Origin of the sequence: Bacillus sp. 5mfcol3.1 (genome assembly GCF_900114335.1) — a bacterium.
Lineage (GTDB): Bacteria > Bacillota > Bacilli > Bacillales > Bacillaceae_G > Bacillus_A > Bacillus_A thuringiensis_S.
Window position 1 is genome coordinate 1,158,098 of record NZ_FOST01000002.1, and the last position, 14,313, is coordinate 1,172,410.

The window sequence follows — 14,313 nt, forward strand, 5'->3', positions numbered from 1 at the left end:
AATTAGGTCACACATTCGTGTGGCTTTTTATTATGCCTTGGAGGTGGTGTTTATGTGATTGAGCGTGGCGTTAACTATGCAGATATTTATGCGAAGCAAGTAAGAAAGAATCCTAAAAAATATCCAGATACTATCAAAGCAATGGTAGATCGTTATTATAAATGGAAAAAACGTAAAGATATTTGGTTTGATGTGGACCGTGCTAATGAAATGATGGATTGGGTTGAAACATTTGTCCGTCATACTAAAGGTGATTTAGCTGGACAACCTTTTATCCTGGAAGATTGGGAGAAGTTTGCTTACTCCTGGATATATGGATGGGTTCATAAGAATGAAAAAGGGAAAGTTGTACGAGTTACTCGTGAAGCTTATATTCAGGTTCCTAAGAAGAATGGTAAAACTTTAATTGGTGTTGGCGCTCTTGGTTATGCGATGTACGGTGAAGGAGTACTTAGTGCCGATTGTTATTGTTGTGCGAGCGATTTTAACCAGGCTCAATATGCAGCAAAGCCATTTGCAGCAACAATTATGAACCATGATGTATTAATGGAATGTTCACACATTTATAAAGGACCAAAAGGAACGATTTCCAGTGTGACATATGATTATATTCGAGATGATTTAGCTTATCAGAACCAATTCATTGTAATGAGTAAAAACATTCAATCCATTGAGGGTTCCAATCCACACTTCATTCTAAATGACGAGCTTCATGCTCAAGAAAATATGGATCAGTACGATAACTTTAAATCAGCACAGGTTTCTCGTGCTGAGCCGATTATGTTTAATATCAGTACAGCTGGTAAAGGTTCTTCATCGGTTGGTATGCGAGTATATCGTGAAGCAAAAGAAGTATTGAAACGTGATGATAATGATTCAAGTTTCGTCATGATATATGAGCCTAACAAGAATTATGATTGGACAGACCGTAATGTTTGGGAGATGGTTAACCCGAATATTGGTGTTTCTGTAACGATGAGTGCACTGGAAACAGAATTCATCTCAGCATCACGTTCAGCGCATAAAAAAGCCGAATTCCTTTCTAAACATTTGAATGTATTCGTAAATGGAGCTGAAAACTTCTTTGAGCAAGGACAAGTTGAACATGTTCTTGTGGAAGACCTGGGTGATTTAACAGGCAAAACTTGCTACATCGGTTTAGACTTATCGAAAACAACCGATTTAACTTGTGTGAACTTGAATTTCCCTAACTCCGGTTATACCGAAGATGGAAAGTCAATTTTAAAGGTTAAACAAATGTATTTTGTACCAACTGAAGATATTGAACATCGTGAAAAAGAAGATAACGTTCCATATACTGATATGGCTGAACGTGGCTTTGTTACTTTTTGCGATGGAAAGATGATAAATCAGGACCAGGTTATGGATTATATTGTTGAATGTTTAAACCTGTATGATGTACAGCAAATAAACTATGATCCAGCGATGTCTCAAAAGTTAATTGAAAAACTTGAGAATCTTGGTATTGAATGTATTTCTGTAAGTCAGTTTCCTAACGTTATGAATGCGATGATGGATGATTCAGAAATACTTATTTATGAAAAACGTATAATGACTGATAATCCTTTGTTTGTTTATTGCGCTCTTAATGTTGTAGTTGTAACAAATATCAATGGAATGAAAGCCCCAAGTAAGCGACAGTCCAAAAAGAAGATTGATGGATTTGTTGCTTTTTTATGTGCTCATAAAGAAACCATGATGGTTATGGATAGCATAACAGAAGAGGGTATGGATGAATTGATTGGTGATATTTATCGATAAGGAGTAGAACAAAATAAAACAGCTTAGCCAGGAAGCTAAGACTAAACTGTTTTATCACGTACTGTAATTATCAAAATGTTCTTATTGATGCTCTTGGACCTTCACCATTACGAAAAGCATCTCTAATTTCTTTTGTAGCGGACATGTATAAATCCACAATTTCACTTGGTGATTTACCGGTTAAGTCTTGGTTTTGTAAGTAAAGCATTGTTAATGCTTGAATTTTATTACTTGGAAATGTATTTAAGTCAATTTCAGTGGCCATTATTTTCCACCTCCTTCTATTTCATTTTATCAGAAAGAGAGTACGAGTTTAATAATTTTACTATGAAAGGCGGTGAGAAATTGGGTTTAAGGGATAGGTTTTCAAATTACTTATTTAAAAAGGCTGAAAAGCGCGGTTACCTCGATGATGTTTTAGGAAAAAGCATTCGTTACGGCGGTGTGTATGTTACAGATTCAAACATCTTGCAATCTAGTGATGTATATGAATTGTTACAAGACATTAGTAATCAAATGGTATTGGCTGATATTGTTGTGGAAGATGAATTTGGAAATGAAATTAAAGATGATATTGCACTTCAAATCTTAAGGAATCCGAACAACTATCTTACACAATCGGAATTCATTAAATTAATGACGAATACTTATTTACTCGAGGGCGAAACATTCCCAATATTAAATGGTGCTCAAATTCATTTAGCTTCAAATGTTTTCACAGAGTTAGATGATAATTTAGTAGAGCACTTTAATATTGGCGGTCACGAAATTCCTCCATTTATGATTCGTCATGTGAAAAATATTGGCGCAGATCATTTAAGAGGAAAAGGCCTTCTTGATTTGGGAAGAGATACGCTAGAAGGTGTTATGTCAGCTGAGAAAACTTTAACTGATAAATATAAGAAGGGTGGACTATTAGCATTCCTGTTAAATTTGGATGCTCATATCAATCCACAGAATGGTGCGCAGTCAAAGTTAATCAACGCAATTTTAGATCAATTAGAATCAATTGATGAATCTAGGTCTGTAAAAATGATTCCTCTTGGAAAAGGGTACTCAATTGATACGCTTAAAAGCCCGCTAGACGATGAAAAGACCCTAGCATACCTAAATGTATATAAAAAAGATTTAGGTAAGTATTTAGGCATAAATGTGGACACATACACAGAGTTAATCAAAGAAGATATTGAAAAAGCGATGATGTATATCCACAACAAAGCAGTGAGACCAATAATAAAAAATTTTGAAGACCATTTGAGTCTTCTTTTTTATGGCCAAAATTCAGGGAAACGTATCAAATTTAAGATTAATATTCTTGATTTTGTCACTTATAGCAACAAAACGAATATTGGTTACAATCTTGTGCGTACAGCTATTACTTCACCTGATAATGTCGCTGATATGCTTGGATTCCCTAAACAAAATACAAAGGAATCACAAGCTATTTATATTTCAAATGATTTAACTGAAATCGGTAAGAAAGAAGCGAACGATGGTTCATTGGGAGGAGGTGAAGAGAATGAAAATCGAGGTCCGAGGGAATCAAGTCATACTTGATGGTTATGTGAATGTTGTGGACAGAGAAAGTCGAATGTTGCCTTCTCCAAGAGGATATTTCAAAGAGAGAATTGTTCCTAAAACATTTGAAAAGGCATTAAAGAAAGCAAAGAATGTGGACTTGCTTTTTAACCACGATAAGAATAGAAATCTTGGTTCTATTGAAAACGGAAATTTGGAATTGTATGAAGACAATATTGGTTTAAGAGCCATCGCTACGGTTACAGATGAGCAAGTGATTAAGAAGGCAAGGAATAAGGAATTACGTGGTTGGTCATTTGGTTTTGTTTCTGAAAAAGATTCATGGGAAGAAGGTGAATCTGGTGTTCAAAAACGATCTATTGAAGAATTAGAGCTTTTAGAAGTTTCTATTTTGGACATGACGCCAGCTTATGTTGCAACTTCTATTGAAACCAGGGGCGAAAATACAGCCGTGATTGAAATGAGAAGTGAAGAAGCAGCCGTAAAAACAGTTGTGGAAGATGATACAGAAGAAAGAAACAATCTTATTAAACAAATAAAAAAAGTTTTGGAGGAAAATTAACATGAATTTAAAAGAAATCTTAAACGCATCTTTAACAAGAACGAAATCTCGATTAGCGGAATTACAAGGTAAAGTAGAAAAAAATGAAGTTCGTTCAGAAGAACTAGCAGCAATTAAAGCTGAAGTAGAAGAATTAACAAAGGAAGTACAAACTATCACTGATGAGTTAGCAAAATTAGAAGCGGAAGAAAAAGGAGAAGACCCAGACAAAAAGAAAGATGAAGATCCAGATAAAAAAGAAGACCCAGCAGCAAAAGAAAATTCGAATGAAAAAACCGAACTGTCAGAAGAACAACGTTCTGCTATTTCAGCATCTATCGCAGCAGCTCTTTCTACTAAAGGTCATAAATCTACTAAAAATAAAGAAAAGGAAACTCGTTCAGCTTTTGCAAACTACATTGTAGGTAACATTGATGAAACAGAAGCCCGTGCATTAGGGTTAGTGACTGGTAATGGCTCTGTTACTATTCCAGATTTCTTAAGTAAAGAAATTATTACGTATGCTCAAGAAGAAAACTTCTTACGTCGATTAGGAACGGGAGTAAAAACAAAAGAAAATATTAAGTATCCTGTTTTAGTTAAGAAAGCAGAAGCTCAAGGTCATAAAAATGAGCGAACAAATAACGAAATTCCAGAAACAGATATTGAATTCGATGAAATCGAACTATCTCCAACAGAATTTGATGCACTTGCTACTGTAACGAAAAAATTATTAGCACGTACAGGTTTACCGATTGAACAAATCGTTATGGACGAGTTGAAAAAAGCCTATGTTCGTAAAGAAACGCAATATATGGTTAATGGTGATGAAGCGAATAACATCAATGATGGTGCATTAGCAAAGAAAGCTGTTGAGTTTAAAACAGATGAAAAAAATCTTTATGATGCATTAGTAAAAATGAAAAATACACCTGTTAAAGAAGTACGTAAAAAAGCACGATGGGTATTAAATACAGCAGCACTAACAAAAATTGAAACAATGAAAACTGATGATGGTTTCCCATTACTTCGTCCATTTAATCAAGCAGAGGGCGGCATTGGTTATACATTATTAGGCTTCCCTGTTGAGGAAGAAGATGCAATTGATATTCCTGATTCACCAGATACACCAGTATTCTATTTCGGTGATTTCTCTAAGTTCTATATTCAAGATGTTATTGGATCACTAGAAGTACAAAAGTTAGTTGAGTTATTCTCACGTACAAACCGTGTAGGTTTCCGTATCTGGAACTTACTAGATGCTCAATTAATTCATTCTCCATTTGAAGTTCCAGTTTATAAGTACGTCTTGAAAGGTCAAACTACACCGGGTGCTTAATATGGAAGATTTAATTGAGAAATTAAAATCTCATATTCATTGGGAAGAGGGCATGGATGATTCTTTGCTCTCTTTTTATATTGAACAAGCAAAGACTTATGTAAAGAATGCGACAGGTAAACAGACCGAGTATTTAATTATTATGGTCGCCGGTATTATCTATGATTACAGAGTCTCTGAAAAAGAATTAGAACAGGCACTTAATGCTTTAACACCGTTCTTTGTCCAGGAGGTTTATGTCGATGAAGAGAAAGACGAATAAACTCAAATGGATGGGAGAGCTACTTAAATTAGGGGAAACCATTGATCCAGAAAATGACCGAGTTGTAATGGGATATCCGTTAGAACGGAAAATTCGTTATAACAACATTGGAGTTACGGCCACTGATAAATTTACAACGAAAGATACGAATGAAATTGTAAAGAAGATTGAAGTTCGTATTGATCGTGATATTGAAAACAACCAAAAGGATTATCGTGTAAAAGTGGGTGGCCGTATCTATGATATTGAGCGTATTTATGTACGTGAGGAAGACCGATTGATGGAGGTGTCATTGTCCTATGCAAATTAGCTTTCAAGAGTTACGAGACATCATGAAGAAATCTGGTATACCAGTTTATCGTGATAGTGCACCTACAACAGCAAATTATCCTTACATTGTGTATGAATTTGTGAATGAGCAACAGAAAAGAGCTTCTAATAAAGTTATAAAGGATATGCCACTTTATCAAATTGCAGTTATCACAAATGGAACTGAAAAAGATTACGAGACGTTAAAGGCTGTTTTTAACGAAGCAGGCGTGTCTTATTCTCAATTTGATGGAATGGGTTATGACGAGAATGACGACACCATCACGCAGTTTATAACGTATGTGAGGTGTATCCAGTAATGGCTTCAAATAACAATGGTTTTGCTGAAGCTTTAGAAGATATCAATACGCTATTACGTGTGAATAAAAAGGTCGAATTGGATGTGTTAGACGAAGCGGCGAAGTATTTTGCTAGTAAATTAAAGCCAAAGATCAAAGCGTCCAGTAAAAACAAGCGAACGCATTTAAGGGATAGCCTAAAGGTTGTTGTGAAAGATGATCGTGTATCTGTGGAGTTTAAAGATGAGGCCTGGTATTGGTACTTAGCTGAACATGGCCATAAAAAAGCAAATGGTAAGGGACGTGTGAAAGGAAAACACTTTGTTCAGAATACCTTTGATGCAGAAGGTGACAAAATTGCTGATATTATGGCACAAAAAATAATTGATAGAATGTGAGGATGATATACATGACAATTGAAAATAAAGAAATTCAATATTCTGTAGGGATTGAAGATTTATATCTGTGCTTGATGAAGGGAAATGAAACTTCTAGTGCACTACCAACTTATGAGGATATCGTTTATAGACAAACGAATATTTCTGATCTAACGATTTCCACTACTTCTACTAATTTTACAAAGTGGGCATCTAACAAAAAAATTATTAACATTGTCAAAAATACAGCGTTTGGATTAGCTTTTAATCTTGCTGGTCTAAATCGTGAAGTAAAAGATAAAATCTTTGCAAAAACACGTAAAAAAGGTGTGTCTTTTGAAACAGCGAAGGCAAAGGCGTATCCAAAGTTTGCAGTAGGTGTTGTATTTCCTTTAAATGATGGAACTAAAATATTACGTTGGTACCCAAAATGTACAGTTGCTCCAGTAGAGGAATCTTGGAAAACACAAGGTGATGAAATGACTGTGGATGACATTGCTTACACAATTACAGCAGATCCATTGTTATTTAATGATGTAACACAAGCTGAATTGGATACAGGTGATCCAGAGGCAAAAGAAATTAAAGCTGAAGATTTCCTAAAACAAGTAATTTGTGATGAATCTCAACTAGCGCAGCTAGGTGGAACAACTCAAACAGGTAAATAAGGAGGGCAATTATGGCACGTTTAAGTGATTTAGTTAACGTTAATATAAATTTGAATAAAATCAAAATACAGGGTGTTGATATCCCTGTTATTTTTACGTTTGAATCATTCCCTTATGTGGAAGAATCTTATGGGAAACCATATCATGAGTTTGAAAAAGATATGAATGAAATGTTGGCAAAAGAACAATTTAGCTTAGGGGAAAATGAAGCGAAATTGATGCGATCTTTAATTTACGCGATGATGCGTAGTGGAGGTACTGAGTGTACACCAACAGAAGTGAAAAATTCAATTCCGCTTTATGATTTACCTGATATTTTCAAAGTGGTATTTAACATTTTTAACAATCAAAACTTCCAACATTCCGATATGGAGAAGCTCAAGCAAGAAAAAAAGTAAAAAACATACTGACTAAAAACGAGGAATCTCAGTCCGAATTGGACTGGGATTTTTATTTTTATGTTGGTAATACGTTGCTTGGTTTAAGTATGAATGACTTCTGGAAAATAACACCTGCTCATTTTTTAAAACAATTCATTATGCATCTTAGATACAACAATCCGGATGCGTTACATGAGCAGAAAACGAAACAAACCTACACGCTAGATCAAACACCATTCCTATAAGAAATGAGGTGAGAAAATGCCTGGGAATAGTAAAGAAAGAAACGTTGTTCTTAATTTTAAAATGGATGGCCAAGTTCAGTATGCAAATACATTGAAACAAATCAATATGGTTATGAATAATGCAGCGAAAGAATATAAAAATCATATTGCGGCAATGGGCCAAGATGCGACGATGACTGATAAACTTCTTGCTGAAAAGAAGAAGCTTGAAATTCAGATGGAAGCAGCCAAGAAACGTACAGCTATGTTACGTGCTGAATATCAAGCTATGTCCAAGGACACAAGTACAACCGCCGAACAACTCAATAAAATGTACGGGAAGTTGCTTGATGCTGAACGTGCTGAAACTTCTCTTGATAATGCAATGAAAAGAGTGAATGAAGGTCTTTCCGAGCAAACAATTGAAGCTAGGGAAGCACGTGGGACTTTACTTGATTTACAAGAGAATTCTAAGAAACTTGAGGCAGAACAAAAGAAACTAACAAGCTCTTTTAAACTTCAGAATGCTGAATTAGGAGCAAACGCTAGTGAAGCTGATAAGTTGGAATTAGCACAGAAACAACTACGCCAGCAAATGGAAATGACTGATAGGGTCGTCCACAACTTAGAACAACAGTTGAGCGCAGCAAAGCGTGTGTATGGTGAGAATTCTACCGAAGTGCAGCAACTTGAGGCTAAATTAAACCAAGCAAAAACGACATTAAAGCAATTTGAAAACTCATTACAGAGTGTTGGGCGGAGTGGTTCACAAGCGGCGGATGGTATGGCGGAAATCAATAAGAAACTTGATATGAACAATTTAATGGAAGCTGCTGAAGTTCTACAAGGAATATCCGAAAAATTGATTGAAATGGGAAAGTCAATTGTAAATACAGCAATAGAGTTTGATGGATCACAGAGGAAAATTCAAGCTTCATTAGGGTTGACTGGAAAAGGTGCCGAAAATCTTCAAAAGATTGCTGTTGATACATGGAAAAAAGGTTTTGGTGAAAATCTTGAAGAGGTAGATAATGCACTTATAAAGGTCTATCAAAATATGCGCGATGTTCCACATGAAGAATTACAAGGTGCATCGGAAAACGTTTTAACATTAGCTAAAGTTTACGACGTTGATTTAAACGAAGCGACTCGTGGTGCAGGGCAGTTGATGAGTCAATTTGGTTTATCTACACAAGAAACATTTGATTTACTTGCTGCCGGTGCTCAAGAAGGGCTAAATTATTCAGACGAGTTATTTGATAACCTCTCTGAATACGCTCCTTTATTCAAGCAAGGTGGTTTTAGTGCTCAAGAGATGTTTACAATCTTAGCAAACGGGACGCGTGACGGCGCTTATAATTTGGATTATATCAATGATACAGTTGCTGAATTTGGAAAAAAAGTACAAGACGGTTCAAAAGGAACTGCAGATGCTTTTGCTGGGCTTTCAGAGGAAACACAAGGCGTTTGGAAAGCTTTTAACGATGGTAAAGCAACAGCCGCTGATGTGTTCAAGGCTGTAATAGGCGATTTGGGAAGCATGGACGACAAAGTCAAACAAAATCAAATTGGTGTTGGGTTGTTCGCCACTCGTTGGGAAGACATGGGCGCGAAAGCTGTATTAGGACTTACTGATGTAAACGGTGGTCTTGGTGATGTAACTGGACGTATGGATGAAATGAAGAAACTTCAGGAAGAATCTTTGGGGCAGCAATTTCAAAAAGCATTAAGAGAAACACAGGCTGCGCTAGAACCACTTGGAAAGAAATTTGCAGAATTAGCGAAAGATATTTTACCTCCAATTGTTGATGGTGTTAAAGCTGTAATGGATTGGTTTAGTAAATTGTCCGAAGCCGATCAAACGCTTTTAATCGTGATGGGTACATTGAGTACAGCGTTTATTATTCTAACTCCAATTGTAGCAGCTTTAGCCGTTTCATTTGGTGCGTTGAATTTGGCATTTTTACCTGTGATAGCTACCATTGCAGCCGTTTCCTTAGTGATAACTGGTATTATCATGTTAATAAAAAACTGGGGTGCCATAACGGATTGGGTTTCTGAAAAGTGGTCTGAATTTAAAGATTGGTTTGGTGAATTGTGGGATAGCATAGTTCAAACTTGTGAAGATGCTTGGTCATCCACAGTTGATTACTTTTCTGGAGCCTGGTCAGATTTTTTGAATATGGCAAATGAGTTCTTTGAACCTATCGGTCAATTTTTCGCTGATCTATGGACTGGAATTTCTGATACAGCATCGGAAATTTGGACAGGTATTACTGATTATTTTTCAGAATCATGGTCTTCATTCATTGAATTAGCAGATAGTATATTGTCTCCTTTAGGTGAATTTTTTAGTGGATTGTGGACGAGTATTGTTGAAACGGCAACTTCTATTTGGGATCAATTAAAGACAGCTTGGCAAGAAACGTGGGATACAATACTTACAGTTTTAGATCCGATTATTTCAGCAGTTTCCACAGTTTTAGAAGCAGGTTGGCTACTCATTCAAGCAGGGGCACAAATTGCATGGGCTGCAATATCTCAATATATTATACAACCCATCCAGGAAGCGTATGATTGGATAAGTGCAAAAATTGGCGAATTAGTCACATGGCTTAGTACGCAGTGGGAACTTATAAAGGCTGCTGCACAAGTTGCTTGGGGCTTATTTAAACAATATATTACTCAACCTGTTCAAGAAGCATGGGATTGGGTTAAAGAACAGATCGGTACGCTTGTTTCTTGGTTAAATTCACAGTGGGAGACAGTGAAATCATATACCTCCGCAGCGTGGAATCTAGTAAAACAATATGTCATTCAGCCTGTTCAGGAATTGTGGAATGCAACGAAAGAAAAATTGAACGATTTAGCAAATTGGATACTAGGTAATTGGGCTAAAATCCAATCTTACACACTTACGGCATGGAATTTAGTTTATAAATATATTATTGATCCAGTGATTTCAGCTTATAATTCTGCAAAAGAGAAGTTCAATGATATGTACAATACGGCACGGGAAAAATTTGATTCTGTAAAGAATGCAGCGCAAGAAAAATTTGATGCAGCAAAGAGATTTATCGTTGATCCGATAAAAGATGCGGTAGATAAAGTAAAGGGATTCATTGATAAAATCAAAGGGTTTTTCAGTGATTTGAAATTAAAGATTCCAAAGCCAGAAATGCCAAAAATGCCACACTTTAGCCTGCAAACTAGTACGAAAAATATTTTGGGTAAAGACATTACTTTCCCATCCGGTATCGATGTGCAATGGCGTGCAAAAGGCGGTATCTTTACTAGACCTACCATTTTCGGCATGAGTAATGGTCAGTTGCAAGGTGCAGGAGAAGCGGGAAGAGAAGCAGTTTTACCATTGAATAAAAAGACATTAGGTGAGATTGGCGAAGGGATTGCAGCAACGATGTCTACTGAACCAACTGTAATTAATATTTATAATCCTTCAGTGAGGGATGATCGTGATATCGACCACATGGTCGGAAAAATAGATGATGCACTTGCTCAAAAAGGGCGTAATTCAAAAATAGGAATAGGGAGGACTTAAATTGCTAGACATAGGTATCGATAATCAGTTGGCAAGTGAATACGGAATATGTATAGTAGGACGCCCTGTTATTCCTACAGCAGAACAAGAAGTAGAGCATATTGAAGTGTCTGGCAGACATGGTTCACTTACAAAAAAAGGGGCGTTTAAAGACGTTCCTTTAAAAATAAAGTTCAATATGCTTGAAGAAGAGAATATTAAGCCGCTAGTGCGACGTATGAAGTCGTGGTTGATGAATGGAAAAACATTATATTTTACTGATGATGATGTGTATCGAAAAATTAAACATGTTGTAGTAGGTGATATTGTAAATGAAATTGAAGAACACGGTGAATTTGAAGTGGATTTTAAGCTAGATCCCTTTGAATATACAGAGGATGTAAATCTAAAGCTTACCAAACCTGGTGTAATTTATAATCCAGGTACAATTGAATCTGATCCTAAGTTTTGGATTGTGGGAAATGGTACTTTCCGTATAACAATCAATGACGTCTCTTTTCAAATAAAAGATGTGAATGGTTCTGTTGTCATAGACTCAGAATTACTTGAAGCATATACCGATACCATATCAATGAATAATAAAATGGTTGGGCAGTTCCCTATATTCAACGTAGGAGAAAATACAATAGAGTGGTCAGGAGCAATTCAATTCATGGAAATTCGACCTAGGTGGAGATATAAATGATTACTTTATATAAACCAAATGAGACTGACTTTACGCACAATGGTATAGGGGTTTTAGATAAAAATATTTATAACGCAACTGTTGAGGAAGAACTCAATGGTTTATTTTTATTTTCATTTAGTTATCCATTGTTTGCACCACGTGGTCTGGAAATAGAGGGAATGAGTATTATTAAAGTTCCAACTCCTGATGGTGAACAACTATTTCGAGTGGCAGCTCCTAAAGTCAGTATGGGTGAGATTACAGCGCAATGTTATCATATTTTTTATGACTTAACAGAAAACCTAATTGAAGACATTTTTGCTGAAACAACAAATGGTAATGGAGCTATGAATCGTATGTCAGCAGGATGCCAATACAAGCATCCTTTTCAGTTTTATTCAGATGTACCAAAGATAGCCAGTGCACGTATTGTCCGTAAAAATCCTGTGGAAGCATTATTGGATTCTAGTCAAGATAATTCATTTGTTAATCGTTGGGGCGGCGAATTAAAACGAGATAATTTTGATGTGAAGATGCTACTAAATCGCGGCATGGATCGTGGAGTAGTGATTCGCCATAAGAAAGATTTATTAGGATATGAAGGTAATGTGGATTGGAAAAGTCCCATAACTAGAATCATGCCACAAGGTTTTGATGGGTTATTTCTTCCTGAAAAGTATGTGGATAGCCCACTTATAAATAAGTATCCTCATCCTAAAATCAAAGTGGTTGAATTTAAACATATTAAAGCAGCTATTGGTGAAAATGCTGACGATGAAGATGCAGTTCCGTTAGAAGAGGCATATAGGTTATTACGCCAGGCGGCTAAGGATATGTTTGCTATTCAAAAGGTCGATCAGCCTAAAGCAAATTATAACGTTAAGTTCCAGGAGTTATCACAAACGGAAGAGTATAAGGATTATAAGCATTTACAAAGTGTTTATATGGCAGATACGGTTACGGTTGAGCATCAAGAAGACGGTATTGATATAAAGGCGAAGGTAATTGCTTATAAATATGATCCGATAAAAAAAGAGTATCTGGATATAACCATTGGTAACTTCAAAGAATCCTTTACGGACGTTTCCGGTAGAGTTGATTTGGTACAAGAAGAGTTGTCCAATATGCCAGGTTCTATTTTGGATGCAGCAAAAGCAAATGCTACAAGCCTTATTAATTCTGGGTTCGGAGGACATGTCCGTGTTTATCCAGATCGTATTTTAATTATGGATACGAAAGATGAAAAGAGTGCGAAAAAGGTTTGGCAATGGAACTTGAATGGATTAGGGTATTCTTCCACAGGTGTGAATGGCCCATATGGAACTGCCATTACAAGTGACGGAAGAATTGTTGCTGATTTTATTACTGCAGGTACGTTGAGTGGAAATCTTGTGCAAGGTGGAGAAATAACAGGTGCAACATTACGAACTTCAGATAGTGTCAACTATGTAAATATTTCAAAGCAATTCATACGCTTGTATGAGTCATCTAAAACAAGGGTGTTTGTAGGGTATTACAAAAATAGTAGAAATGAAATACAACCTACTCTTATTTTAGGCGGAGATTCAGATTCCACAGGTGCAAATGGGGCTATTATGGTATACCAATTCTCGGATACGAGCGTTAAGTCTGGTGGAATCGGAATTACAAAAGGACTCGAGGGCAATGGATACTTGAATGCAGCTTCTTTATACTTTTCGCAAACAGGGAATGCAATGCTTGATGCTGACAAAATGATTGTCCTAAATGCTCAAAGTGATATGAGGTTTAAAGTCAAAGATCAGTTCCGATTTTATCGTAATGACAATTGGATTGCGAGTATTGGGGTTTCATCTGGAGGAGATACAGATATCATACTTCCAAATGCGATGATACGAAATTCGAGTTACGAAAATGGTTATATTCAAATAAAGACAGCACTTGGATCATATTATCAAGGGGTAATTGCTTCAGACTTTAAAGTTTCTTCTAAAGAAACCTATAAAACCAATATCCGTCCTATTGCATTCAGCGCACTTGAAAAGGTAATGGAATGGGAAATTAAACAGTACAATTTGAAAAACGATATTCCAAAACTGTATGAGATGCGTATGAATCGTGAAGAAGGAGAGCCAACGATTACTACAGATGCAATTCCTACACATTATGGTTTAGTTATTCCAAAAGAAGCAGAGGAAAATGGTGTAGGCTTATACGGAATGCTTTCACAATTGACGAGCGCGTTTCAAGAGTATGTGATGAAAACGGATGCCAGATTGGAAGAATTAGAGCCGTTAAAACCTAAAGGAAACATAAAGAATAGGAACAGAGTAAAACGTCAGAGAAGACCGCCCAGACATGTAAAAAGGAGTAGCTAGAAAGAGGTGT

15 protein-coding genes are annotated in these 14,313 nt (G+C 36.2%); 14 read left to right on the top strand and 1 reads right to left on the bottom strand.

The genetic code is table 11. The features are described from left to right. Positions 1-54: 54 nt before the first annotated feature. Complete coding sequence (locus BM089_RS15480) at positions 55-1,782, top strand: terminase large subunit (RefSeq protein WP_090977300.1); 1,728 nt, start codon at positions 55-57, stop codon at positions 1,780-1,782. Positions 1,783-1,852: 70 nt separating this feature from the next. Here the strand turns inward: BM089_RS15480 and BM089_RS15485 are convergent, their stop codons facing one another. Beyond that, complete coding sequence (locus BM089_RS15485) at positions 1,853-2,047, bottom strand: hypothetical protein (protein ID WP_090977302.1); 195 nt, start codon at positions 2,045-2,047, stop codon at positions 1,853-1,855. 80 nt (positions 2,048-2,127) lie between these two features. Between BM089_RS15485 and BM089_RS15490 the strand changes: the two genes are divergently transcribed. Genes BM089_RS15490 through BM089_RS15550 form a run of 13 tightly spaced genes read left to right on the top strand, consistent with a single transcriptional unit; the run spans position 2,128 to position 14,303 of the window. Continuing rightward, positions 2,128-3,339 (top strand): phage portal protein, encoded by a 1,212-nt coding sequence (locus BM089_RS15490; RefSeq protein ID WP_090977638.1) that lies wholly within the window; start codon positions 2,128-2,130, stop codon positions 3,337-3,339. Then, on the top strand, positions 3,302-3,883 hold the full coding sequence (locus tag BM089_RS15495; RefSeq protein WP_139213266.1) for an HK97 family phage prohead protease: 582 nt from the start codon (positions 3,302-3,304) through the stop codon (positions 3,881-3,883). Before BM089_RS15490 ends, BM089_RS15495 begins: the two co-directional genes overlap by 38 nt. A gap of 1 nt (position 3,884) precedes the next feature. After that, positions 3,885-5,201, top strand: a complete 1,317-nt coding sequence (locus BM089_RS15500; protein WP_090977306.1) for a phage major capsid protein — start codon at positions 3,885-3,887, stop codon at positions 5,199-5,201. Between the two features lies 1 nt (position 5,202). Further along, positions 5,203-5,463, top strand: coding sequence for a head-tail connector protein (locus tag BM089_RS15505; protein ID WP_090977308.1), 261 nt, complete (start codon positions 5,203-5,205; stop codon positions 5,461-5,463). Then, positions 5,444-5,773, top strand: a complete 330-nt coding sequence (locus BM089_RS15510; protein ID WP_139213267.1) for a hypothetical protein — start codon at positions 5,444-5,446, stop codon at positions 5,771-5,773. The genes BM089_RS15505 and BM089_RS15510 overlap by 20 nt, the downstream gene beginning before the upstream one ends. After that, the gene (locus tag BM089_RS15515) at positions 5,763-6,092 is read left to right on the top strand and encodes a hypothetical protein (protein WP_090977312.1); all 330 of its coding nucleotides are present in this window, start codon (positions 5,763-5,765) and stop codon (positions 6,090-6,092) included. Before BM089_RS15510 ends, BM089_RS15515 begins: the two co-directional genes overlap by 11 nt. Continuing rightward, a complete protein-coding gene (locus BM089_RS15520) occupies positions 6,092-6,469 on the top strand; it encodes an HK97-gp10 family putative phage morphogenesis protein (protein WP_090977314.1) in 378 nt (125 codons plus the stop codon). The genes BM089_RS15515 and BM089_RS15520 overlap by 1 nt, the downstream gene beginning before the upstream one ends. An 11-nt stretch (positions 6,470-6,480) precedes the next feature. Next, a complete protein-coding gene (locus tag BM089_RS15525; protein WP_000151366.1) occupies positions 6,481-7,116 on the top strand; it encodes a major tail protein in 636 nt (211 codons plus the stop codon). An 11-nt stretch (positions 7,117-7,127) separates the two neighbouring features. Further along, positions 7,128-7,514: a hypothetical protein gene (locus BM089_RS15530; protein ID WP_043939509.1), complete on the top strand. Its 387-nt coding sequence runs from the start codon at positions 7,128-7,130 to the stop codon at positions 7,512-7,514. A gap of 38 nt (positions 7,515-7,552) precedes the next feature. Then, on the top strand, positions 7,553-7,741 hold the full coding sequence (locus BM089_RS15535) for a hypothetical protein (protein ID WP_090977316.1): 189 nt from the start codon (positions 7,553-7,555) through the stop codon (positions 7,739-7,741). Between the two features lie 16 nt (positions 7,742-7,757). Further along, positions 7,758-11,279, top strand: coding sequence for a phage tail tape measure protein (locus BM089_RS15540; RefSeq protein WP_090977318.1), 3,522 nt, complete (start codon positions 7,758-7,760; stop codon positions 11,277-11,279). Between the two features lies 1 nt (position 11,280). Then, complete coding sequence (locus BM089_RS15545) at positions 11,281-11,964, top strand: phage tail domain-containing protein (protein ID WP_090977320.1); 684 nt, start codon at positions 11,281-11,283, stop codon at positions 11,962-11,964. Next, positions 11,961-14,303 (top strand): phage tail spike protein, encoded by a 2,343-nt coding sequence (locus BM089_RS15550; protein ID WP_090977322.1) that lies wholly within the window; start codon positions 11,961-11,963, stop codon positions 14,301-14,303. Before BM089_RS15545 ends, BM089_RS15550 begins: the two co-directional genes overlap by 4 nt. Positions 14,304-14,313 lie beyond the last annotated feature (10 nt).

Coding starts and splice junctions, on each gene's coding strand:
- BM089_RS15540 (WP_090977318.1), top strand. CDS start 7,758: ATGCCTGGGAATAGTAAAGAAAGAAACGTTGTTCTTAATTTTAAAATG.
- BM089_RS15520 (WP_090977314.1), top strand. CDS start 6,092: ATGGCTTCAAATAACAATGGTTTTGCTGAAGCTTTAGAAGATATCAAT.
- BM089_RS15525 (WP_000151366.1), top strand. CDS start 6,481: ATGACAATTGAAAATAAAGAAATTCAATATTCTGTAGGGATTGAAGAT.
- BM089_RS15495 (WP_139213266.1), top strand. CDS start 3,302: ATGAAAATCGAGGTCCGAGGGAATCAAGTCATACTTGATGGTTATGTG.
- BM089_RS15530 (WP_043939509.1), top strand. CDS start 7,128: ATGGCACGTTTAAGTGATTTAGTTAACGTTAATATAAATTTGAATAAA.
- BM089_RS15515 (WP_090977312.1), top strand. CDS start 5,763: ATGCAAATTAGCTTTCAAGAGTTACGAGACATCATGAAGAAATCTGGT.
- BM089_RS15510 (WP_139213267.1), top strand. CDS start 5,444: ATGAAGAGAAAGACGAATAAACTCAAATGGATGGGAGAGCTACTTAAA.
- BM089_RS15500 (WP_090977306.1), top strand. CDS start 3,885: ATGAATTTAAAAGAAATCTTAAACGCATCTTTAACAAGAACGAAATCT.
- BM089_RS15505 (WP_090977308.1), top strand. CDS start 5,203: ATGGAAGATTTAATTGAGAAATTAAAATCTCATATTCATTGGGAAGAG.
- BM089_RS15485 (WP_090977302.1), bottom strand. CDS start 2,047: ATGGCCACTGAAATTGACTTAAATACATTTCCAAGTAATAAAATTCAA.
- BM089_RS15550 (WP_090977322.1), top strand. CDS start 11,961: ATGATTACTTTATATAAACCAAATGAGACTGACTTTACGCACAATGGT.